Source organism: Bacillus sp. AL-1R, assembly GCF_052180195.1.
Taxonomy (GTDB): Bacteria; Bacillota; Bacilli; order Bacillales; family Bacillaceae_G; genus Gottfriedia.
In genome coordinates this window covers 3,478,455-3,501,631 of record NZ_CP197469.1, presented here as the reverse complement: position 1 = coordinate 3,501,631, position 23,177 = coordinate 3,478,455, and the positions used below count along the sequence as shown (strand labels likewise).

The 23,177-nt window shown below is 33.2% G+C and carries 22 protein-coding genes, 1 pseudogene and 1 other annotated feature; of the genes and pseudogenes, 20 read left to right on the top strand and 3 right to left on the bottom strand.

What is annotated here, in order from left to right:
- Window positions 1–14 precede the first annotated feature (14 nt).
- The gene (gene mdh / locus ACSBO6_RS16815; RefSeq protein WP_098847744.1) at window positions 15–953 is read left to right on the top strand and encodes a malate dehydrogenase; all 939 of its coding nucleotides are present in this window, start codon (window positions 15–17) and stop codon (window positions 951–953) included.
- Window positions 954–1,011: 58 nt separating this feature from the next.
- On the opposite strand, the pseudogene ACSBO6_RS16810 reads toward mdh, so the two are convergent.
- Window positions 1,012–1,475: pseudogene (locus tag ACSBO6_RS16810) on the bottom strand (DUF8821 family protein).
- A 314-nt stretch (window positions 1,476–1,789) separates the two neighbouring features.
- Between ACSBO6_RS16810 and ACSBO6_RS16805 the strand changes: the two are divergent.
- The 17 genes from ACSBO6_RS16805 to rplT all read left to right on the top strand — a co-directional run bounded on the left by ACSBO6_RS16805 (window position 1,790) and on the right by rplT (window position 18,041).
- Entirely contained in the window at window positions 1,790–2,260 is a 471-nt protein-coding gene (locus ACSBO6_RS16805) for a MaoC/PaaZ C-terminal domain-containing protein (RefSeq protein WP_498843704.1), read from the top strand.
- Window positions 2,261–2,419: 159 nt separating this feature from the next.
- Window positions 2,420–3,136 (top strand): response regulator transcription factor, encoded by a 717-nt coding sequence (locus tag ACSBO6_RS16800; RefSeq protein ID WP_098847752.1) that lies wholly within the window; start codon window positions 2,420–2,422, stop codon window positions 3,134–3,136.
- The gene (pnpS, locus tag ACSBO6_RS16795; protein ID WP_098847755.1) at window positions 3,129–4,895 is read left to right on the top strand and encodes a two-component system histidine kinase PnpS; all 1,767 of its coding nucleotides are present in this window, start codon (window positions 3,129–3,131) and stop codon (window positions 4,893–4,895) included. The genes ACSBO6_RS16800 and pnpS overlap by 8 nt, the downstream gene beginning before the upstream one ends.
- A 314-nt stretch (window positions 4,896–5,209) precedes the next feature.
- Window positions 5,210–5,386 (top strand): DUF4177 domain-containing protein, encoded by a 177-nt coding sequence (locus tag ACSBO6_RS16790; RefSeq protein WP_167555369.1) that lies wholly within the window; start codon window positions 5,210–5,212, stop codon window positions 5,384–5,386.
- A 214-nt stretch (window positions 5,387–5,600) separates the two neighbouring features.
- Window positions 5,601–8,225 carry a DNA polymerase I gene (gene polA / locus ACSBO6_RS16785; RefSeq protein WP_498843703.1) on the top strand — a complete coding sequence of 875 codons (2,625 nt, stop codon included), beginning with the start codon at window positions 5,601–5,603 and terminating at the stop codon, window positions 8,223–8,225.
- A 19-nt stretch (window positions 8,226–8,244) separates the two neighbouring features.
- Window positions 8,245–9,078: a DNA-formamidopyrimidine glycosylase gene (gene mutM, locus ACSBO6_RS16780; protein ID WP_498843702.1), complete on the top strand. Its 834-nt coding sequence runs from the start codon at window positions 8,245–8,247 to the stop codon at window positions 9,076–9,078.
- Window positions 9,079–9,097: 19 nt separating this feature from the next.
- Window positions 9,098–9,781 (top strand): sporulation membrane protein YtaF, encoded by a 684-nt coding sequence (gene ytaF, locus ACSBO6_RS16775; RefSeq protein ID WP_286138448.1) that lies wholly within the window; start codon window positions 9,098–9,100, stop codon window positions 9,779–9,781.
- Window positions 9,782–9,857: 76 nt separating this feature from the next.
- Window positions 9,858–10,451 carry a dephospho-CoA kinase gene (gene coaE / locus ACSBO6_RS16770; protein ID WP_098847769.1) on the top strand — a complete coding sequence of 198 codons (594 nt, stop codon included), beginning with the start codon at window positions 9,858–9,860 and terminating at the stop codon, window positions 10,449–10,451.
- 95 nt (window positions 10,452–10,546) lie between these two features.
- Window positions 10,547–11,566 (top strand): glyceraldehyde-3-phosphate dehydrogenase, encoded by a 1,020-nt coding sequence (locus tag ACSBO6_RS16765; protein WP_098847772.1) that lies wholly within the window; start codon window positions 10,547–10,549, stop codon window positions 11,564–11,566.
- Window positions 11,567–12,092: 526 nt separating this feature from the next.
- Complete coding sequence (gene speD, locus ACSBO6_RS16760; RefSeq protein WP_088013420.1) at window positions 12,093–12,479, top strand: adenosylmethionine decarboxylase; 387 nt, start codon at window positions 12,093–12,095, stop codon at window positions 12,477–12,479.
- 269 nt (window positions 12,480–12,748) lie between these two features.
- Window positions 12,749–13,219: a transcriptional regulator NrdR gene (gene nrdR / locus ACSBO6_RS16755; protein ID WP_025568424.1), complete on the top strand. Its 471-nt coding sequence runs from the start codon at window positions 12,749–12,751 to the stop codon at window positions 13,217–13,219.
- A gap of 36 nt (window positions 13,220–13,255) precedes the next feature.
- Entirely contained in the window at window positions 13,256–14,686 is a 1,431-nt protein-coding gene (locus ACSBO6_RS16750) for a replication initiation and membrane attachment family protein (protein WP_098847775.1), read from the top strand.
- A gap of 14 nt (window positions 14,687–14,700) precedes the next feature.
- Window positions 14,701–15,636, top strand: a complete 936-nt coding sequence (gene dnaI / locus ACSBO6_RS16745; protein ID WP_098847777.1) for a primosomal protein DnaI — start codon at window positions 14,701–14,703, stop codon at window positions 15,634–15,636.
- A 111-nt stretch (window positions 15,637–15,747) separates the two neighbouring features.
- The gene (gene ytxC / locus ACSBO6_RS16740) at window positions 15,748–16,581 is read left to right on the top strand and encodes a sporulation protein YtxC (protein ID WP_098847779.1); all 834 of its coding nucleotides are present in this window, start codon (window positions 15,748–15,750) and stop codon (window positions 16,579–16,581) included.
- Window positions 16,582–16,713: 132 nt separating this feature from the next.
- Window positions 16,714–16,840: a sequence feature (ribosomal protein L20 leader region), on the top strand.
- 74 nt (window positions 16,841–16,914) lie between these two features.
- Window positions 16,915–17,418: a translation initiation factor IF-3 gene (gene infC / locus ACSBO6_RS16735; protein ID WP_069034593.1), complete on the top strand. Its 504-nt coding sequence runs from the start codon at window positions 16,915–16,917 to the stop codon at window positions 17,416–17,418.
- 23 nt (window positions 17,419–17,441) lie between these two features.
- Window positions 17,442–17,642 (top strand): 50S ribosomal protein L35, encoded by a 201-nt coding sequence (gene rpmI, locus ACSBO6_RS16730; protein ID WP_025568429.1) that lies wholly within the window; start codon window positions 17,442–17,444, stop codon window positions 17,640–17,642.
- A 42-nt stretch (window positions 17,643–17,684) separates the two neighbouring features.
- A complete protein-coding gene (gene rplT / locus ACSBO6_RS16725; RefSeq protein ID WP_025568430.1) occupies window positions 17,685–18,041 on the top strand; it encodes a 50S ribosomal protein L20 in 357 nt (118 codons plus the stop codon).
- Between the two features lie 48 nt (window positions 18,042–18,089).
- Here the strand turns inward: rplT and ACSBO6_RS16720 are convergent, their stop codons facing one another.
- Both ACSBO6_RS16720 and ACSBO6_RS16715 read right to left on the bottom strand, forming a co-directional pair.
- Window positions 18,090–18,911 carry an MBL fold metallo-hydrolase gene (locus ACSBO6_RS16720; protein ID WP_498843701.1) on the bottom strand — a complete coding sequence of 274 codons (822 nt, stop codon included), beginning with the start codon at window positions 18,909–18,911 and terminating at the stop codon, window positions 18,090–18,092.
- A gap of 132 nt (window positions 18,912–19,043) precedes the next feature.
- Entirely contained in the window at window positions 19,044–20,114 is a 1,071-nt protein-coding gene (locus ACSBO6_RS16715) for a nitric oxide synthase oxygenase (RefSeq protein WP_098847788.1), read from the bottom strand.
- Window positions 20,115–20,322: 208 nt separating this feature from the next.
- On the opposite strand from ACSBO6_RS16715, the gene ACSBO6_RS16710 reads away from it, so the two are divergent.
- Both ACSBO6_RS16710 and ACSBO6_RS16705 read left to right on the top strand, forming a co-directional pair.
- The gene (locus ACSBO6_RS16710; RefSeq protein ID WP_098847791.1) at window positions 20,323–21,408 is read left to right on the top strand and encodes a M42 family metallopeptidase; all 1,086 of its coding nucleotides are present in this window, start codon (window positions 20,323–20,325) and stop codon (window positions 21,406–21,408) included.
- Window positions 21,409–21,972: 564 nt separating this feature from the next.
- A complete protein-coding gene (locus tag ACSBO6_RS16705) occupies window positions 21,973–23,175 on the top strand; it encodes a quaternary amine ABC transporter ATP-binding protein (protein WP_498843700.1) in 1,203 nt (400 codons plus the stop codon).
- The last annotated feature ends 2 nt before the right edge of the window (window positions 23,176–23,177 follow it).

The following is a 23,177-nucleotide window of genomic DNA, read 5'->3' as shown; positions in this document are numbered from 1 at the left end:
AGGGAGGTATTTATATGTCAATTCGTAGACGTAAAATTTCTGTAGTGGGTGCTGGATTTACTGGTGCTACAACAGCTTTCTTGCTTGCACAAAAAGAACTAGGGGATGTAGTAATAGTTGATATTCCTCAACTAGAGAACCCTACTAAGGGAAAAGCCTTAGATATGCTTGAAGCAAGTCCAGTTCAAGGGTTTGATGCGAACATTATTGGTACTAGTGATTATGCTGACACAGCTGATTCAGATGTAGTAGTCATTACAGCAGGTATCGCTCGTAAACCGGGTATGAGCCGTGATGATCTAGTATCAACCAACTCAAACATCATGAAAGCAGTTACTCGTGAAATCGTAAAATACTCTCCTAACTGTACAATCGTAGTTTTAACGAACCCGGTTGACGCAATGACTTATACAGTATACAAAGAAGCTGGTTTTCCAAAACACCGCGTTATTGGACAATCTGGAGTTCTTGACACAGCCCGTTTTAGGACGTTTGTGGCCAAGGAATTAAATTTATCTGTTAAAGATATTTCTGGATTTGTTTTAGGTGGTCACGGAGACGATATGGTACCATTAGTGCGTTATTCATATGCTGGTGGTATTCCATTAGAAAAATTAATTCCAAAAGATCGTTTAGATGCTATTGTTGAACGTACTCGTAAGGGTGGCGGAGAAATCGTAAATCTACTAGGTAACGGAAGTGCTTATTATGCACCTGCTGCATCTTTAGTAGAAATGGTTGAAGCTATTCTTAAGGACCAACGTCGCGTGTTACCTACAATTGCTTATTTAGAAGGCGAATATGGTTACAGCGGTATTTACTTAGGAGTTCCTACAATTATAGGCGGAAACGGTATTGAACAAATTATTGAATTAGATTTGACTGCTGAAGAAAAAACAGCATTAGATCGCTCAGTTGCAGCTGTCAAAAACGTTATGAACGTTTTAGCTTAAAAAGAAGACCCACAAGGTAATGTACATTTACCTTTGGGTCTTTTAATTTTAACGTTCTTTAATACTCACCTTTTATAACAAAATAAGAACCACGAATCGTTCCAGCCAGTTTAGACTTCTGCCTAGCAAACTTAAATTTTTCTTCTAATTCCTTTGGTATTTCCATTCCTTCAGAAAGTTTAAAACCAACAGCACGCTTTTTAGGATCATCAACTGTATACATCACATTGACAGAGAGTCCATCCTCATAAAAGACGTAGGCAAATTTAATATTTTCTACTTGAAAGCGGAAGTTTCTAAAGGCTTAGCAGCGAATTCTATATCACGCTCTTCTTTTAAAATTCGGTTCACATAATCAAGTGTTTCCTGACTTTCACTTGCTGGTACAACTGTGAATTCATGTTTGTACTTGTTCATAAAATAACGAGCTTCATGAGCACGTAAACCTGCAAGCGCATCAACTACGGGGGAAGACTCTAAACCAATAGTAGAAACATTTTTGAAATCAACCGCATTGGACATTTCAATCTCTCCTTTTTCACTTAACTAAATTTAAATATCTAATCTACTAAATTATACCAAAAGTTTGTGCTCCCCAGATAACATTTCATGATATAAGTATATACAAGTTTTTGATATAACAAACAAAATGATCCTTATTAAGAGGTAAAACGGTTAGTGTGTAAATGTAGTAGATAAAATAGAGATTTAGGAGAAATAGAATTTTCTCTTCCATAAGGGGGAAAAATAATTTTATAAAAATTTTGCCGATTAAGAAGGAAAATTGCTATTGTTTATCGAATTTTTAAAATATTAAGATAAACAGGGGGTCTAATATGTTAACTAAAAAAGCAAAAATCGGACGAAAACTTGAAGACATTTCAATTGGTGAAAAGTTAATTGTAACAGAACATATTGATGAAAAACATATTTACTTATACCTGGCTTTAACAGGCGATACAAATCCACTATATACACAATACAACTATGCTTCGCAAACAAAATACAATAAACCGATTGTTCCAAGTTTTATAATAAGCGGATTAATCTCTGCGGCAGTTACAAAACACTTACCTGGCCCAGGAAGTCATATTATAAAAAAAGAACTTCAATTCGATCAACATATCTATCATAATGAAACAATTTCAATTCATTTTGAAGTAGTTGAAATTAACTTAGATTTAAATGAAGTATGCATTAATGTAAGCGTTTTAAATAAAACGCAAACTGAAATTGCAAGTGGAAAACTGATCGTAATTCCACCAACTGTAAACCAATCGAATGCTCTGTTATATGAGAATTTTTAACTTGAAGAATGTCAACTGACATTCTTTTTTTTGTTGTAAACGTTCCATCACTTTTTTTCGTTTTACGTTTGATTGAAATTTTAGTATATTAAAAAGTAGATAAAGATAGAATTGGAAACAAATGGATGAGGGTTTAATAATAACCTGGAGGAATATGAAATGAGCAATAAAATTCTTGTAGTTGACGATGAAGAGCATATCTTAACTTTAATCAAATTTAACCTAGAACAAGCAGGGTTTCAAGTTGTTACGGCTACTGATGGAGAAGAAGGTCTACAGAAGGCTGAACAGGAAAAGCCAGATTTAATCGTATTAGATCTAATGCTACCTAAAAAAGATGGTATGGAAGTATGTAAAGAATTAAGACTTCAAAGAAATCTGACGCCAATTTTAATGGTTACAGCAAAAGATGATGAATTTGATAAAGTGTTAGGACTTGAACTTGGTGCCGATGATTATATGACAAAACCATTTAGCCCAAGAGAAGTCGTAGCAAGAGTTAAAGCGATATTAAGAAGATCTAAAATTACTGAAACACCAGTACAATCAAACGACGAAGCTGAAACTTTAGTAATAGCCGATTTAAAAATTTTAGCTGATTATTATGAAGCATATTTCCAAGGTGAAAAACTGGAATTAACACCTAAGGAATTTGAATTATTATTATATTTAACGAAAAATAAAGGTAGAGTATTAACTAGAGATCAATTATTAAGTGCCGTTTGGAATTATGATTTTGCTGGAGACACTCGAATTGTCGATGTTCATATTAGCCATTTAAGAGAAAAAATTGAACTAGACTCGAAAAAACCAGTTTATATAAAAACAATTCGTGGGTTAGGGTATAAATTAGAGGAACCTAGAGTAAATGAGTAATCTAAATCGAAAATTGCTCTATGGATTTTCTGCAATAATAATCGTTATTCTTGCTATATTAGGAATCGTAATAGGGCAAATATTTAAATCCTTTTATCTGACAAACTATGATCAAAGAATTGAGAGAGAGACTAACTTAATTGCTTCAATTATGGAGTCTAATTTACCATTAACAAAGAATATATCGAATCAAACGTTAAAAAAGATATCAAAGGACTTAAATATCGATATTATTTTATTTGATGATCATTATAATCTTATCGCAAAATCTAGTGATGAGAATGGGGAATTGAATAGTTCATCAAAGAATTTAAAAGCTTATCTAGAACGACTTGATAAAATAGAGAGTGCAGCTAAATTTAATGAAAAAGATTCTACAGCAAAATATTACGGCAAGAAAATAATCGATCAACATGGTAATAAGCAATTTTTGGTTGTTGATTATTCAACTAAGTCAATCAAAGAAGTTTACCGAAGTATTTGGATGTTATTATTTTCATTATTAGGCTTTGTTTTATTTGCCATCATCATTTTACTGGTACGATACTCGCATCAATTTTCAAAACCGATAGAAGATATTACGCAAGTAGCAATTGAATTATCCAAAGGGAATTATAAAGCTAGAACATTAACCGAAAGTAATGAATCTACAACAATGTTAAGTCAAGCAATGAATGTGCTTGCAAAAAATTTACAAGAAATGACTAGTCAACAAGAAATGCAACAAGACCGGTTAAACACTTTAATCCATAATATTGGCAGTGGAGTTGTTTTAATTAATAGTAGGGGTCATGTAAACCTAATTAATAAAACATATCGGGAAACGTTTAAAGTTGAATCGAGAAGTATATTGGGTGAGCTTTATTATGATGCATTTAAACATAAAGAAGTCATTGAAATTGTGGAAGAAATTTTTCTAAAAGAAATAAAAGTAAGAAAGCAAATTATTTTACCATTATCTATTGAAAGAAAACATTTTGAAATATACGGTGCACCAATTATTGGGATGAATCACGAGTGGAAAGGGATTGTTCTTGTTTTTCATGACATAAGTGAATTAAAGAAACTAGAGCAAGTTCGAAAAGATTTTTTTGCAAATGTATCTCACGAGCTTAAAACGCCAATTACATCAATTAAAGGTTTTACTGAAACTCTTCTAGATGGAGCAATGGAAAGTGATGACTTATGCAAAAACTTCTTATCGATTATTTTAACCGAAAGTGATCGAATGCAGACGCTTATTCAAGATTTATTAGACCTATCAAAAATTGAGCAACAGAGTTTTAAATTAGATCTTGCAAAAGTATCTGCTAAACAGGTTATTGAAGATGTACAGCAAATGCTTAATCAAAAAGCAGAAGAGAAAAATATTGACTTCAAATTGTACTTAAATAGTCCGTTAGTTGTATATGCTGATGCGTTAAGATTAAAACAAATCATTATTAATTTAGTGGATAACGCAATTCACTATACTCCAGCTGATGGCAAAGTATTTATTACTGCCTCTGAGACAAATGATCATATTGTATTAAAGGTCAATGACACAGGAGTTGGAATAGGAAAAGAAGAAATATCTCGTATTTTTGAACGTTTTTACCGAGTAGATAAAGCAAGAAGTAGGAATTCTGGAGGGACAGGCCTAGGACTAGCAATCGTAAAGCATCTTGTCGAAGCCCATAAAGGCAAAATCGAGGTTGAAAGCAAACTAGGCCATGGGACATCATTCATTGTAACATTAAATAAAAATCTTTCGATGTGACATTTACATTGTTTTTACATTGAATTTATTAATCATTAATAAAAAATTGATATAGTTATGATGAAAACCCCTTCATCCAAGGAGTTGTCTTAAACCGGGAGTAGATCTACTTCCGGGATTTTTTATTTATAAACTGTTTTATTTTTCCTTTAAGGTGTCCATACTATTTGATACTTTTTATTGCACTAAGTACGACTAGACCTCTTTTCAAAAAGGTTTGTCAGTCGACCTAGTTTTCTTTTTTTGATCATATTACTTTTATAATTTTTGGGGAAATTATGAGTGTTGAATCATACATCGGAAGGTGGATACAGATGTACGAATACGAATTTGTAAAAGTTAATACTAAATCATCAAATCGTCATTATTATGATGTAGTTGGGAACTATGCAAAAAGTGGCTGGCGCCTTCATCAGGTTGTAAACAATCAGCAAGCAATAGAAGGTTCATGTGTTGAACTTATTTTTGAGCGAGAAATCGACTTAAATTAATTACAGAGGTAGTCTTACGATTCATTCTTAAAAGTCATCATTATTCAACTTTAATTCAAGTGAATAAAAGCTTTTAATATGATGAATCAAAGACGACCTCTTTTTCTTTTATGAATAGTTCGTGTTAAAATGTTAAGAGCAAGGAATCGATTAACGTAAAATAAAAATTATACATAAAAAGATAGTGAGATTTGTAATAGGAAGGGGATCTATTTTGAAGAAGAAATTGGTATTAATTGATGGAAATAGCATTGCTTATAGAGCCTTCTTTGCATTGCCTCTTTTGAGTAATGATAAGGGTGTCCATACGAATGCAATTTATGGGTTTACAATGATGTTAATGAAAATTCTAGAAGATGAAAAACCGACTCATATGCTTGTTGCATTTGATGCAGGGAAAACAACATTTAGACATAGTACATTTAAAGAATATAAAGGTGGAAGACAAAAGACTCCACCAGAGTTAAGTGAACAGTTTCCACTTGTTCGTCAGCTATTAGATACATATGGTATTGCGCGTTATGAATTAGAAAATTATGAAGCGGATGATATTATCGGAACACTTGCTAATCAAGCATCTGAGGATGAATTTGAAGTAAAGGTCATCTCAGGTGATCGAGATTTATTACAGCTTGTTGATGAGCGTATAACAGTTAGTATGACTAAAAAAGGTATTACTGAAGTTGAAGAATATACTCCTGCAGCAATTCATGAAAAGTATGAGATTACACCTAATCAAATTATTGATATGAAAGGATTAATGGGTGATAAATCTGATAATATTCCTGGGGTTCCAGGTATTGGGGAAAAGACTGCAATTAAGCTTTTAAAACAGTTTCAAACTGTAGAAGGTCTTTATGAAAATATAGATGAAGTAAGTGGAGCAAAACTTCTTCAAAATTTAAGTGAAAATAAAGATCAAGCTTTAATGAGTAAACAATTAGCGACAATTAATAAAAACTCACCAATTGAATTAACTGTAAATGATACAACTCTTCCTGAAACTGATCCGAATAAAGTTGCAGAATTTTTTAAATCTCTTGGATTTACTTCATTGTTAGCTAAATTAGATATCAAAGAGTCGAATGAAGAACTAGAAGAGATTAACTATGAGGTGCTAGATTCAATTGAAGAGAAACATTTAGCGAATCATTCAAGCTTAATCGTTGAAATGATTGGAGAAAATTATCATACAGAAGAAATTCAGGGATTTGGACTTTCAAATGAAAAAGGTCATTTCTTTATTCCTACAGCTGTAGGGCTAGAGTCGGATTTGTTTAAAAATTGGCTCGAGGATGAGCTAATGAATAAGAATGTATATGATGCAAAAGGTGCCTATGTTGCACTAAAGTGGAGAGGGATTACGTTAAATGGCGTTAATTTCGACCCATTACTTGCTTCATATATAAATGACCCTGCCCAGTCTAATAAAGAATTTGCTGATATTGTAAATGGTAAAATAGATTTTTCAATACAGACTGCTGAATCGATTTATGGTAAGGGTGCAAAGCAAACTAAGCCATCGGATGAAGTTTTATCTGAATATATTGTTCGCAAAACAATTGCGATCAGTAAATTAAAGGAAACTTTAGAAGAATCATTGCGGAAAAATAGTCAATTTGAATTGCTGACAGAATTAGAATTGCCATTAACATTTATTTTAGGTGATATGGAATTTGAAGGGGTAACAGTTAGGGAAGAAACTCTTCGTACGATGGGGTTAGAACTAGCTAATAAGTTAAAAGAACTTGAAGAAGCTATTTATGAGTTAGCAGGTGAAAAATTTAATATTAATTCACCAAAGCAATTAGGTGTTATTTTATTTGAAAAGCTAAACTTGCCATCTGGTAAAAAAACAAAAACTGGATATTCGACTTCTGCTGATGTTCTTGAAAAATTAGAGGCAGAACATGAAATCATTCGATTGATTCTTCACTATCGTCAAGTTGGTAAATTAAATTCTACTTATGTAGAAGGTTTGTTAAAAGTGATAAATGAATCAGATTCCAAGGTTCATACACGATTTAATCAAGTTCTAGCACAAACTGGTCGTTTAAGCTCAATTGATCCTAACTTACAAAATATTCCTATTCGATTAGAAGAAGGTAGAAAAATTAGAAAAGCTTTTGTCGCATCTAAAAAAGATTGGTTGATTTTTGCGGCTGATTATTCTCAAATTGAATTAAGGGTACTGGCCCATATAGCGCAAGACGATAATTTAATGGATGCATTTAAAAATGATTTTGATGTTCATACAAAGACTGCAATGGATGTTTTCCATGTAAGTGCTGATGAGGTAACAAGCAATATGAGAAGACAAGCAAAAGCTGTTAACTTCGGGATTGTATATGGAATTAGTGATTATGGATTGTCACAAGGATTAGGTATTACAAGAAAAGAAGCGGCTATCTTTATTGAAAAGTACTTTGCTAGTTTTCCAAAAGTAAAAGAGTATATGTCAGATATAGTTCAAAAGGCTAAACTAGAAGGATTTGTAAGTACTATCTTAAATAGACGTCGTTATATTCCTGAAATATCTAGCTCAAATTTTAATGTTCGTGGATTTGCTGAAAGAACAGCAATGAATACCCCAATCCAAGGGAGTGCTGCCGATATTATTAAAAAGGCTATGATTTTACTAGATGAGCGTCTTAAAGCAGAAAAACTTCAGGCAAAATTAATTTTACAAGTGCACGATGAATTAATATTAGAAGCTCCAAAAGAAGAAATAGCCATTTTAGAAAAAATCGTTCCAGAAGTAATGGAACATGCTGTTGAGCTAGTAGTGCCTTTAAAGGTTGATTATAATTTTGGAGATTCTTGGTTTGAAGCAAAATAATTAGATAGGATGACTTTGTATGCCTGAATTACCAGAAGTTGAAACGGTTAGACGAACTCTACTTAGTTTAATTGTTGGGAAAACAATCTCAGCAGTAATCGTTTCTTGGGGAAAAATAATAAAGAAACCTAATGAAATAGATGAGTTTCAGATTTTACTAAAAGGTCAAACCGTAGAAAATATAAATCGTCGAGGGAAGTTTCTACTATTTCAATTAAGTGATTTTACACTTGTTTCGCATTTAAGAATGGAAGGGAAATTTCGCGTGTTCAAAGCGGAAGAACCTGTAGCACCTCATACTCATGTTCGTTTTTTATTTGAAGATGGAACAGAACTTCGGTATCAAGATGTTCGTAAATTTGGCACCATGCATTTATTTAATAAAGGTGAGGAGAACGAAGGGCCACCTCTTGCTAAATTAGGTCCAGAGCCATTTTCTGATGAGTTTACTGCTGATTATTTAAGAAAAAAGCTTAAAAATACAAACCGAAAAATTAAAGTCGTTTTATTAGATCAGGAATTAGTAGTCGGTTTAGGCAATATTTATGTTGATGAGGTTTTGTTTAGGGCTAAGATTCATCCGGAAACACCTGCATCAAAATTAAAGCCTAAACAAATTAAAATACTTGCTGAATCCATTACAGAGACTTTACAAGAGGCTGTGGATTTAGGTGGGAGCACAATTCGTTCTTATGTAAATTCACAAGGGCAAATAGGAACTTTTCAAGAGATCATTAAAGTATATGGCAGAAAGGGATTAGCGTGTCATAATTGCGGCCAACCAATCGAAAAAATAAAAGTTGGTGGCAGAGGTACTTCTTTTTGCCCGGTATGTCAGCCTAAAAAAAATTAACATAAGGTTCCTTTCTTTCATACTATATCAGGAGTACGAAAGAAAGGAGCCTATTTTTATGGTAAATATGCTATCATTAATACTACTAGCATGCGCACTAAGCTTAGATAGTTGCAGTGTTGGATTTACTTATGGACTTCGAAAAGTAAAAATTCCTATTAAATCAATCATTACAATTGCAGCTTGTTCAGGGGTCATATTAATGACATCCATGGGGATTGGGCATGCAATAACAGACTTTTTTTCACCAATAATCGCAAAAAGAATCGGAGGATTTGTACTTGTATGTATAGGACTATGGGTACTTTTTCAATTTTACCGATCAAATAAAGGGTCAAATATAGAAGAAAAGAATGAGATGGAAGATAAAGGAATTGACTGGGAGTTTGAAATTTTAGGTGTAGTCGTAAAAATTCTAAAGAAGCCTACAACTGCAGACATCGATCGTTCAGGTAGTATTAATGGACTGGAAGCAATGTTACTCGGATTTGCACTTTCACTTGATGCCTTTGGGGCTGGAATAGGTGCATCATTACTTGGGTTTTCCCCACTATTGACGGCAATTGTAACATCTTCTGCAAGTGCATTATTCTTACTATTTGGAATGAAATTAGGAAATGTGTTATCGAAAACATCGTGGCTTCAAAAATTAACCTTTTTACCAGGTGTTTTTTTAATATTAATTGGATTAATGAAGATGTAATAAAAATAATGAAAGAGTATATCCGAATGGATTTATTCCATTTGGTCCTCTTTCTCTTGTGTAAGGAGAATAAAAGATGGGTAAAATTTTTGGACTAACTGGTAGCATTGCAAGTGGAAAAAGTACGGTTTCTAATTTCTTAAAGGAATTAAATGTTCCAATTGTTGATGCAGACGTAATTGCAAAAGAAGTGGTTGAAATAGGACAACCTGCTTATAAACAAATTGTTGAAGCTTTCGGAAGTGAAATTCTACTCGATTCTGGTGAAATTAATCGACCACTTCTCGGAAGTATTATTTTTAATAACAAAGAAAAGCGCTTACAACTTAATGAAATAGTACATCCGGAAGTAAGACGTGTAATGAAAGAGCAAGCCGATCGATACATAAAACAAGGTGAGCCACTTGTTATTTTAGATATTCCTCTTTTATATGAGGGTAACTCAATTGAATTGGTGGAAAAAGTAATCGTAGTGACGGTGTCAGAAGAAAATCAATTAAAGCGTTTGATGAAACGTAATGGTTTATCGAAAGAGGATGCACTTTTACGTATAGCATCTCAAATACCAGTAAAAGAAAAAGAAGCACGAGCTGACTACGTTATAAATAACAATGGTGACATTGAGGATACAAAAAAACAAGTAAAAGACCTATTAAATAAAATTATTTAATAAAATAATGTAAATAGTTTAACCAAAATCCGAGTTATGTGTTATACTAATTGCAGGGAGATAATAAACAGTATAACTTAATTGGGGGTTTACTTATGGTAAATGTAGCAATAAATGGATTTGGTCGAATTGGACGCATGGTTTTCCGTCAAGCGATTAAAAATGGAGATTATAATGTCGTAGCAATTAATGCAAGTTATCCTTCTGAAACTTTAGCGCACTTAATTAAATATGATACAGTTCATGGTAAGTTTGATGGTGAAGTAATTGCAAATGCAGATCATTTAATCGTTGATGGTAAGCGTGTGGAATTAATTAGTGAAAGAAATCCTGAGTTACTTCCATGGAACGAGCTAAATGTAGATATCGTAATTGAAGCAACTGGAAAATTTAATGATGCTGAAAAAGCAAAAATGCACATTACTGCTGGAGCTCAAAAAGTAATTTTAACAGCACCTGGTAAAAATGAAGATATCACAGTAGTAATTGGTGTAAATGATGATAAATTAGACCTAGATAATCATCACATTATTTCAAACGCATCTTGTACAACTAACTGTTTAGCGCCAGTTGTAAAAGTACTAGATGAGCAATTTGGTATTGTTAATGGATTAATGACAACTGTTCATTCATTTACAAATGATCAAAAAAATATTGATAATCCACATAAAGATTTACGTCGTGCACGTGCTTGCAGTCAATCAATTATTCCAACAACTACTGGTGCTGCAAAAGCATTATCGAAAGTACTTCCACATTTAAATGGTAAGTTACATGGTATGGCTTTACGTGTTCCAACTCCAAATGTTTCACTAGTTGACTTAGTAGTTGACTTAAAGAGAGAAGTAACTGTTGAAGAAATCAATGAAGTATTTGAAACGGCTTCTAAAGGTTCAATGCACGGAATTATCGAATATTGTAATGAGCCATTAGTATCAATTGATTTTAATACAAATACACACTCATCAATTATTGATTCTCTTTCTACAATGGTAATCGATGGTACAAAAGTGAAAGTATTAGCTTGGTATGATAATGAGTGGGGTTACTCAAGACGTGTAGTTGACTTAGTGTCAATCGTTGCATCTAAAATAAAAAAGCTTGAAACTGTTTAATCAAAAAAATGTAAACGAATACAAAGGGCTAACTAGTTGATCTAGTTAGTCTTTTTGAAGTTGTATGACATATTAAGATGAAATGTGAATTTTCGACTACATTAAGAGGGGATCTATGACTTAATGTCTACTGAAGAAGAACGTTGATTTCCATACATATGCTCATCCTCTAATGGGAGTGTTAAACTCTGTGAGAGACGAGGGGCCCTCGCATTTCTATCAAGAATTTATAGACACAATTAACAATTAATCCCCAAAAAAGTATGTACCCTTTATTACCTTGCGATACGTGCATTTATCACACTTTCAGACTTATTTTCATCACAATTAATTTAGTTAATAACAAAAAAATAAAATTTATCTTGCAATTCAAATTTAAAAAAAGTATACTAACTTTCGTGAACTTCTAAAAGTATAACTAATTACTTAAAGGGTTAGGACCTCTTTGGACTAACTTTCCCCCGTGGTAATTGATCATACTTTCGCAATAGAAGTCATGACAAATTATTTTAAGGGGGAAATGAATATGGATACTATGGGTCGTCACGTCATTTCAGAATTATGGGGATGCAATACAGAAAAATTAAATGATATGAAATTTATTGAGGAGACTTTTGTTGATGCTGCGTTACGCTCTGGTGCAGAAGTTCGTGAAGTTGCTTTTCACAAGTTCGCTCCTCATGGCGTTAGTGGTGTCGTAATCATTTCAGAATCACACTTAACTATTCACAGTTTTCCTGAGCATGGTTATGCAAGTATTGATGTTTACACTTGCGGTGATAGAATTGATCCGAATGTAGCTGCAAACTTTATCGCTGAAGCTTTAGAAGCTGATACTCGCGAAAACGTTGAGTTACCAAGAGGAATGGGTCCCATTCAAGTTGATAATGTAAAAGTTGTAAATGGTAACTAAAAAGAATTGAGAGAGGTGATTTTTCATCTCTCTTTTTTGTTTTTTAGTATAGGAGCAAAAATCAGATGAATTAAACAATCTTGATGTAAATAGCTTTTTTGGAGAATGAACTAGCTTTACATAGTGAAAAATATTTCCATTAACATAAAAGACGAAAAATAGGCTTAGTGACTTTTAAGAAATAAACTTTAGTTTATTTTGAATTTGTTATAGTATAGAGTTATAATAATACGTTTAAACAATTAAGTGTTTGGAGTTGAACTATAACGATGAGATGTCCAACGTGTAACTTTAATGGGACAAGAGTACTTGATAGTAGACCAGTTGATGAAGGTCGTTCAATTAGAAGAAGACGTGAATGTGAAGAATGTCAGCATCGTTTTACAACTTTTGAGCGAGTTGAAGATAATCCTATTTTAGTTGTAAAAAAAGAAGGAGCTCGTGAAGAATTTAGTAAAGATAAGATGTTAAGAGGACTAATAAAAGCTTGTGAAAAACGCCCTGTCTCTTTATCTCAGCTAGAAGACATAATTCATAGTATTGAAAAAGAACTGAAAAATAGTGGCACATCAGAAGTTCCGAGTGAAGTGCTTGGTGAAATGGTCATGGAGCATTTATCTAAAGTTGATGAAGTAGCATACGTACGATTTGCGTCAGTTTATCGTCAATTTAAAGATATTAATGTATTCATTGATGAATTAAAAGATTTAATTAACAAAGAGCGAGGTAAAGACGAATAATACTTCGCTCTTTTGATACAAGAAAGGAATGTTTGAATGTCTATTGATAAGCAACATTGGATGGATGTTCTACCTGCGGATCCTTATACTGTAATGGCAGCTGGGTATTTACATAATTTTCATAGACAAGTATTGACGATGTTGTATCAACCTATAATTGGTAGTCAAGCTTTAAGTTTATATATGACACTTTGGAGTGAATGTGAACAAACGGATCTTAATCCTAATACATTAACACATCATTCTTTAATGCTTGGAATGAAAAGTAATTTAAAGTCAATTTATGAACAAAGATTAATCCTTGAGGGAATCGGCTTACTTAAAGTTTATGAAGGATTTGAAAATGGTACAAAAAAGCTTCTATATGAGCTTCAATCTCCGCTAGATCCTCATTCTTTTTTTGAAGACCCTATTCTAAATATCTTTCTGTTTAAAACAATTGGAAAAACACAATATCAACGAACTAAAACCTTTTTTAGTAGACAAGCATTTTCGAAAGAAGGGTTTCGTGAGATTTCCCGTTCATTTGATTCGGTATTTCAAGCTATTACGGTTGAGCAATTAAATGAAATTCAGCAAAGTAACGACCTTTCTACGCCAAATGATCGTAGAATTTTACAAGACAATCAGCCAATTAAACTATCTGTCAAAATGGAAGAGTTTGATTATGCTTTATTTTTAGATGGACTTTCTGATTCATTTGTCCCAAAAAGAGCATTTACTACAGAAGTAAAAGAAACAATTTTAAAACTTGCATTTTTATATGGAATAAATCCTATCCAAATGAAAACGATTGTTATGCGCTCTTTAAATGAAGATAATAAAATTAATATTGAGACGCTTCGCCTTGAAGCAAGAGACTGGTATCAATTCCAACATCATGAAGCTCTGCCTACGATTGTGGAAAAGGTCCAACCAATTCAGCATAGACAAATGGTCAATGAGCAGCCATCAACTCAAGAAGAAAAATTAATTCATTGCTTCGAAACAATATCTCCTCGTCAGTACCTTAAGGAGATATCGGGTGGAGCTGAACCAAGTGAAGCTGATTTGAAAATTATTGAGGAGATTATGATTGATCAAAAGCTTCTGCCAGGAGTCGCAAATGTGTTAATTGATTATGTAATGATTCGTCTAGATAAAAAGCTTTCTAGAAATTACGTCATTAAGATCGCAAGTCATTGGGCGAGAAAAGGTGTAACTACAGTTAAACAAGCGATGGATCTTGCACGTAAAGAGTTTGAAGAAACTAAACAGAGTGCAACAGCTGCTAAAGCTCGCTCTAGTAATAGACGAAATAAAACAATTCGAACTGAAATTGTACCTGACTGGTTACAATCAAGTGAGTCCAGTGATTCACAGACAACATCTGCAACAATTAATAAGCCAGATGATTCATCGATCGATGAAGAACGAAAACGATTAGAAAAAGAACTAGAAATGTTTAAAAATAAAAAGAAACGTTAAATGGGAGGACGCTAATGGAACCTATTCAAAACGCATTTAGTGCATTAATGAAAAATAAACAATTCCAGGACACATTCCAAAAAATGCGACATGAAGTCCGTAGCCACCCAAAAATCATTTCATTTTTAGAAGAGCATAAAAATGAAATTACGGATCAAATGATTGATAGTAGCCTTGTTAAGCTATATGAGTATATTGGACAAAGTGTAAATTGTGAAGATTGCCCATCTTTTAATGAGTGTAAAAATATGGTGCATGGTTATCATCCTCATCTGATTATTCAAGGAAAACGCATCGATGTTCAATATGATCGTTGTCCAAATGGTGTAAAAAACGATAAACGCAAAAAACATGAGTCACTGATAAAATGCATGTACTTACCAAAGGATGTTCTTCAAGCTTCAATGTCAAACTTGTCATTAGAAGACCCTGGCCGTTTTGAAGCGATTTCTGCTGCTAGGCAGTTTATAATGAACTATGAAAAAGGAAAAATGGCTCAAGGTTTATATTTACATGGTCCATTTGGGGTCGGAAAAACGTTTATTCTTGGGGCTATTGCAAATGAACTAGCAGAAGAGGAAATAACTTCGATGCTTGTTTATTTACCAGAATTTTTACGTGAACTAAAAAGCTCTATTAGTGATGGTACATTAGAGGAAAAAATTGAAGCTGTAAAAAAAGTGGAAATTCTAATGCTTGATGATATTGGTGCAGAACAAATGTCTAGTTGGGCAAGAGATGAAATATTAGGTACAATACTTCAATACCGTATGCTAGAGAAATTACCTACCTTCTTTACATCAAATGCTGATTTAAATCAATTAGAGCATCACCTAACCTATTCTCAACGTGGGGAAGAAGAAAGAGTAAAAGCAGCGCGTATTGTAGATCGAGTAAAATTTTTAGCCAAACCAGTTAAAATTTCAGGTTCAAATTTAAGACATTCATAAAAAAATCAAAAAATGGCGCAAAATCACAAATTACTAGGTGATTTTGCGTCATTTTTTAATCATTTCTTTAATATATATAGGACTAGGTGGTGCTAGAAAGGGGGGAACAGGGTGATTGAAATTTTTTTCAATGAACCCATTGACGCAGCTTATGTCTACGAACGATTACAAAAACGCTTAAAAAAGCAATCGAGACCATACATTTTAAGAAGACACAAAATCAATACAATTTTAATCACATTTCCTCAAAACACTGAAGATTTAATAAAAAGTATTTTAGTTCCGACACTAGTACAATTTATTTTACTTCAAAAAGAAGATAAATGGATTCAATCCATTTTACATACATCTTTTTTCTATGAGGAAGACGAGCAAAGTCAAATCATACCTATTGCACAATCATTATTAAGAGGAACTAGAAGAAGCATACCAAACCAGAAAAAAATTCGTAGAAGTAAGCATTTAGTTTCATATGCACTTTCCGAGTATTTAAAAGATGGAGTAAATTTTAGCTTCGATTCATTTATAACATTTCGTTTAAAGGAATATTATAAGCAGTTAGCATATGTTTGTGAAATTGCAATAGATGAGTACAAATTAGAAAATGAATACCAGAATTTGATTGAGAGTCTGAGACAGCAGGTACTTAAAACAGATGCGCTTATTCCTCATGTGCATATAGTGTATGACGGAAAATTTAGCGTATATGATCATCTGTTTTTACCAATTACGAAAGATGTATTAAAAGAATATGGTAAACAGGTTGAAAATAGGGAGTATATTGATAACGAATTAATTTTACCATTAACGGCAATTGCACCGAAAAGAATCCATTTATACACTTCTTCAGTCGATATTTCATTAATCATTACACTTCAAAATATCTTTCAAGAACGAGTCCTAATACATACATTAAAAGAGTTTTCGCAGGAAAAATTGAAATGAAAATTAATAATTAAAAAAAGCATTGTCATAAATAAATTTCTTTGATATAATAAATTTCGTTGCGAACAAAGCATACGAATATTGACAACATCATGTCGCTATGTTATAGTAACGAAAGAAAAGAATACTTATTTGTTGAAGAAGAAGCACCCGCTTCTCACCTGGATGACGCTACATGCTGTTATCAGGTAACAGAATCATTAATTACTTTGATACTGTCAGTGTGGGTGTATTTATATACCCACACTTTTTTGTTGGGTTATGACTGCTTCAACGATACAAATTAAGATCATTCTTACAATACCTTGGAGGTGTTTTACTATTAGCAAAGACATGATGGTAAACGATGGAATTCGTGCTCGTGAAGTTCGATTAATTGGTCCTAACGGAGATCAACTTGGAATCAAGACAAAACAAGAGGCTCTTGAGTTAGCTTCGAATGTTAATCTTGATCTAGTGATGGTAGCACCAACGGCGAAACCACCTGTATGTCGTATTATGGACTACGGAAAATTCCGTTTCGAGCAACAAAAGAAAGACAAAGAGAGTCGTAAAAACCAAAAAATTATTAGCATGAAAGAAGTTCGTTTAAGTCCAACAATTGATGAACATGACTTTAACACAAAGCTTCGTAATGCAATTAAGTTCTTAGAAAAAGGCGATAAAGTTAAAGCGTCTATTCGCTTCAAAGGACGCGCTATTACGCATAAGGAAATTGGACAACGAGTACTTGACCGTTTCTCAACTGCTTGTGCAGAAGTTGCAACTGTTGAGTCACATCCAAAAATGGATGGTCGTAGTATGTTCTTAGTCTTAGCACCTAAAAACGAAAAGTAATTTATTTGAGGAGGAAACACGATATGCCTAAAATGAAAACTCACCGTGGTTCAGCAAAACGTTTTAAAAAGACTGGATCTGGTAAATTAAAACGTGGTCGTGCATACACAAGCCACTTATTCGCTAACAAATCTACAAAAGCAAAACGTAAATTACGTAAAGCTTCATTAGTAAGCAAAGGCGATTTCAAACGTATCCGCTTTATGCTTACAAACATGAAATAAGAACGATAAACGTATTAGATAGATATCTAGGAGGGAAACAATATGCCAAGAGTTAAAGGCGGTACAGTTACACGCGCTCGTCGTAAAAAGGTTATTAAATTAGCAAAAGGTTATTACGGTTCTAAACATACATTATTCAAAGTTGCAAACCAACAAGTTATGAAATCATTAATGTATGCTTACCGTGACCGTCGTCAAAAGAAACGTGATTTCCGTAAATTATGGATCACTCGTATCAACGCGGCTGCTCGTATGAACGGACTTTCTTACAGCCGTTTAATGCACGGATTAAAATTAGCAGGTATCGAAGTTAACCGTAAAATGTTAGCTGACTTAGCTGTTGCTGACGAAAAAGCATTTGCTGAATTAGCAAACGCTGCTAAAGCTAACTTAAAATAATTTCGTTTAAAAAATCCTTAACATTTGTTAAGGATTTTTTTATTTTCATTAGACGAAACGAAACTCTTTTTTCATGTTATTAACGTTTGACTCATGACAATACTTCGTAAAACTAGACGGAAATAAAAACTCATTTTCTAACGAGTTGATTTCTGCCTCATTATGACTTTGTACGCCTCTTTGAAGTCTTTTTAAATAACTTCTACCTAGCTCAATTCGAGTAGCAACCTCTTCTTTATTTGCTGAAACTTGACCGTGGCCAGGAACTAATAATGAGAATTCAAACTTACTAATCAGTTCTTCTGCCTTATCTAAAGTATCGTAATAACTTTTTACACTATCAAATACAATCGGAAGCTCAAAATCAGATAAATAATCTCCTGTAATCCATATTCCTAAATTTTCAATATAGAGGAATAAGCCATCTTTCGTATGCCCAGGAGTTTCATAAAATCTTAAAGTAGTCTGCCCTATTTTAATCTCTTGGCCATCGTCACTAATAATAAAATCAATTTTTGGAAATTGTATTGGCCAGGCAGGATTTATATAATTATCATTGTAAAATTGACGAATTTTCGATAGTTTACTATCTTTTTCTGGATGGTTATGTAAATTTTCACTACCTATCGTCTTAGCGTTAGGAAATGCATAATAACCTATAATGTGATCAAAATCTCCATGCGTAAAGTATAAATAAATTGGGCGTTCATTTCTAATTGATTCAACGAATTCCTTTATCTCATTGATTTCATGAGGTAGCCAAGTTGGATCAACAACAATGATACAATCATCAGTTGCTACAACAGTTGAGTTCGTTTGAAATAATGCGCTTTGAAATACAGTAATATGGTCATTTTGATATATAATCATTGAAATACTCCTTTGTTTAATTTTTAGAAAATTATGATGATGTTTAATATTGTAACAAAATAATAGAAAAAAAACCTTAATGCATTCGCTACAAATAGGTTAATGCATTAAGGTTATACCCGAATTGAATGATTATCTTGGGAAAAAATTAGGCTTAAGCGTTGTGTCATTGTAACGTTTATGAAATACATGAGTTGTGGCAGGAGACATAGGTGGAATTAACCACTTCCAATTACCTGTTATCTCCCGGCAACACGATTCTTCTTGTTTTTCAAATTGGAGAAATTGCTGCGTTGCAGAATGGTGATCAACAATACTAACACCATATTTTTTATATGAATATAAAACGGCAATATTTAATTCAACAAGTGCACGATCTTTCCAAAGTGAACTGTTTCTTTTTGTATCTTGGCCAATAATTTTTGCTACTTCAGGCAATAAATTGAAACGAAATTCATCAGCAAAATTTCGAGCACCGATTTCAGTTCCCATATACCATCCATTAAATGGTGCTGCACTATAGGATATACCACCAATCTCTAGAGTCATATCTGATATCATCGGAACAGCATACCATTTAATATTTAAAGGAGAAAAATCATATTCAGGATGTTCAATTGGTACTTCGAGTACGATTTCATTTGGAATTGTAAAATAGTTTGGTTCATGATTGTCTAAGGAATAAACGATCGGCAAAATATCGAAATTAGTCCCATTTCCTTTCCAACCAAGACGCTCACATTCTTTTGTAAACTCAATCGATTTTGGGTCTCCAAATAGTCCATTTTCTGTTTTGTAGCCAGCGTATCGTATAAGCTGGTGATTATGGATTTTAAGAGAATTATTTGTTCCTAGATTTGGTTTGAAAATGGTAATTGTAGGTAGAATCTTACCTGAATTTGTAGCATATTTTATGTGATGTAATAATTCGTGTTCTATACCTTTATCATCGTTAATATGGCGAGCGTCTAAAACATGAAGCTTATCCCAAAATAATCTTCCTATACAGCGGTTACTATTACGCCAGGCCATTTTTGCACCGTGCTCTAATTCCTCATAAGTATGATTGTAAAAACCGGTATCTCGTATCTCAGTTTCGATACTTTTTAATCGTTTTTCTATGTGATCGGATTTATCTAGTTCCTTATAGCATTGTGTTATAAAAGAATATGCATCTTTATATAGGGCAGAAGTTGTAATCATAGTAATCTCCAGATGGTTAATTTGATAATCTAGTAATAATTAATAAGCTTCATTATTATACCCTACAAATAATTTGGAGAAAATTAATATAAAATTTATATGTTTTAATTAGGAGATACGAAGAAATATCTAAAAATTTTGTCAAAAGGAATCCCGAATTGTATAATGTTAAATGTACATAATCTTAATTAAAAAAGGATGGATGAGTTTGTCTACTTTAGATGCAAAGTTACAAATGTTAAAGGAACTAACGGATGCAAACGGCGTAGCTGGATTTGAACATGAAGTCCGTGAAGTAATGAGAAAATATATTACCCCATTTGCTGATGAGGTTGTAACTGATAATTTAGGAAGCTTAATTGCAGTTAAAACCGGAGACCCAAATGGTCCAAGAATTGAAGTTGCGGGACATCTTGATGAAGTTGGATTTATGGTTACACAAATTGATGATAAAGGATTTTTACGTTTTCAAACAATTGGTGGCTGGTGGTCGCAAGTAATGCTTGCTCAGCGTGTTACCATTTCTACAAAAGAAGGTAATATTACAGGTATTATTGGTTCAAAGCCGCCTCATATTATGAGTGCAGATGCAAGAAGAAAAGTAGTAGACATAAAGGATATGTTTATTGATATCGGTGCATCAAGTAGAGAAGAGGCATTAGAATTTGGAGTTCGTCCTGGTGATCAAGTTGTTCCGTATTTTGAATTCCAAACGATGAAAAATGAAAAATTATTACTAGCAAAAGCATGGGATAATCGAATCGGTTGTGCTATTGCGATTGACGTTTTAGAACAATTACAAGGCCAAGCACATCCAAATATTGTATTTGGAGTTGGAACGGTACAAGAAGAAGTAGGACTTCGTGGTGCAAAAACATCTACATATAAAATCGAACCAGATATCGGTTTTGCATTAGATGTCGGTGTTGCAGGTGACATGCCAGGTGTATCTGAAAGAGAAGCACAAGGTAAATTAGGCAAAGGCCCTCAAATCGTTTTATATGATGCATCAATGGTGTCTCATAAAGATTTACGTGAATTTGTAGTAAATGTAGCAGATGAAATTGGAATTCCATATCAATATGAATCAATGCCTGGCGGAGGAACTGACGCTGGTTCAATGCATATTACGATGAAAGGTGTTCCAGCATTAGCAATTACAATTCCAACAAGATATATTCATTCTCATTCTGGTATCCTTCATCGAGATGACTATGAAAATACAGTTAAATTAATCGTAGAAGTAATCAAACGATTAGATCGAGATACAGTAGAGCGTTTAACCTATAGCTAAGATAAAAAAATCCCTCATTTATTGAGGGTTTTTTTTGTTAGTTCTAAATTGAAATTGGTAGCCTACCTTATGAGGAACAAAAAACCAGAAATAGGAGTTATAGTACTTCATGAAGCCTTTATGAGGAACAAACTAGGAAGAAATAAGAGTTATAGTACCCCATAATTAATTGACAAGATTGTGATTTTCGAAAACGTGAAAACCTCTATTTATTAAAGTTTTTTTGCCGCTTTTACCAACCCATTTTTCCGTTTTTTTCATTTTACTGTTATCGAACTGAAACAAATTGTAGTATGCCTATTACTTGTTTGTAATAGTTTTGTCATATCTTATTGTTATCATGAATGCACGCTTTTCAAATAAGGATACTCGGAAATAGAGTTTGAAAAATGGTTTCAGAAGGCAATTTTTTATAGCTAATCAATAAAATTTAGACTCCAATTTTGTAAATGGAGTTTTTAAGGAGCCAAGACTTAATTAGTACTTGGCTGATTTTTTTTATTGGGGGAATCCTTATTTAAAATACGGAGAAGCATATAAATACTAAAGTTTTGAGGTGAGTTAATGAAAGCAAAAGTTAAAGTAAAAAACGTAACAAAGGTTTTCGGTAAGTCTCCAAAGAACGCCATAAAGTTACTAGAAAAGGGATTTACGAAAAAGCAAATTTTAGAGCAGACAGGCTCAACAATTGGGGTAAATAAAGCCAGCTTTGAAATATTCCCAGGTGAAATTTTTGTTGTAATGGGACTGTCAGGTAGTGGTAAATCGACCTTGATCAGAATGCTTAATCGTTTAATCGAACCGACTACTGGACAAATCTTGATCGACGATGAGGATATTGTAAAAATGAATCCTCAGCAGTTAAGAGATGTTCGTCGTAAAAAAATTAGTATGGTATTTCAAAATTTTGCTCTGTTCCCGCACAAGACCATTCTTGAAAATACAGAATATGGTTTAGAAATACAAAATATTTCGCAGGAAGAAAGAACAGAAAAAGCTTTGAAGTCACTAGAAATAGTTGGATTAAAAGGATATGAGCATCAACTCCCATCACAATTAAGTGGTGGTATGCAACAACGTGTTGGCCTTGCAAGGGCGCTAACAAGTGACACGGATATTTTATTAATGGATGAAGCATTTAGTGCGCTCGATCCGTTAATTCGTAAAGATATGCAAGACGAATTGCTAGAACTGCAAGAGACGATGAAAAAAACAATAATATTTATTACACATGACCTTGATGAGGCCCTGCGAATTGGAGACAGAATTGCACTTATGAAAGATGGTAACATAATGCAGATTGGTACTCCTGAGGAGATTATGGTAAATCCAGCCAATGAATATGTTGAACGATTTGTAGAAGATGTAGACTTATCAAAAGTTTTAACAGCGGCTCATGTACAGAAGCGTGCTGAAAGAATTACGCCTGACCGTGGACCGCGTGTAGCTTTACAAATTATGAGAGACCAAGGGTATTCAAGTATTTTTGTGGTTGATCGTAGACAAAAGCTACTTGGAGCAATTACTGCTGATGATGCTTCAAATGCTATTATTTTGAATAAATCGGTAGAGGAAGCTATGCAAAAGGATATTGTGTCTGTTTATGAAGATACTTTATTAACGGATGTAATTGGTGCACTTGCAACTTCTGCACTACCATTAGCAGTTAAAGATCAAAATGATAGATTAAAGGGTGTTATTATCCGTGGAGCAGTTATCGGTGCATTAGCGGGTAAAACAGACGATTTAAATATACAAGGAGGTTAAAC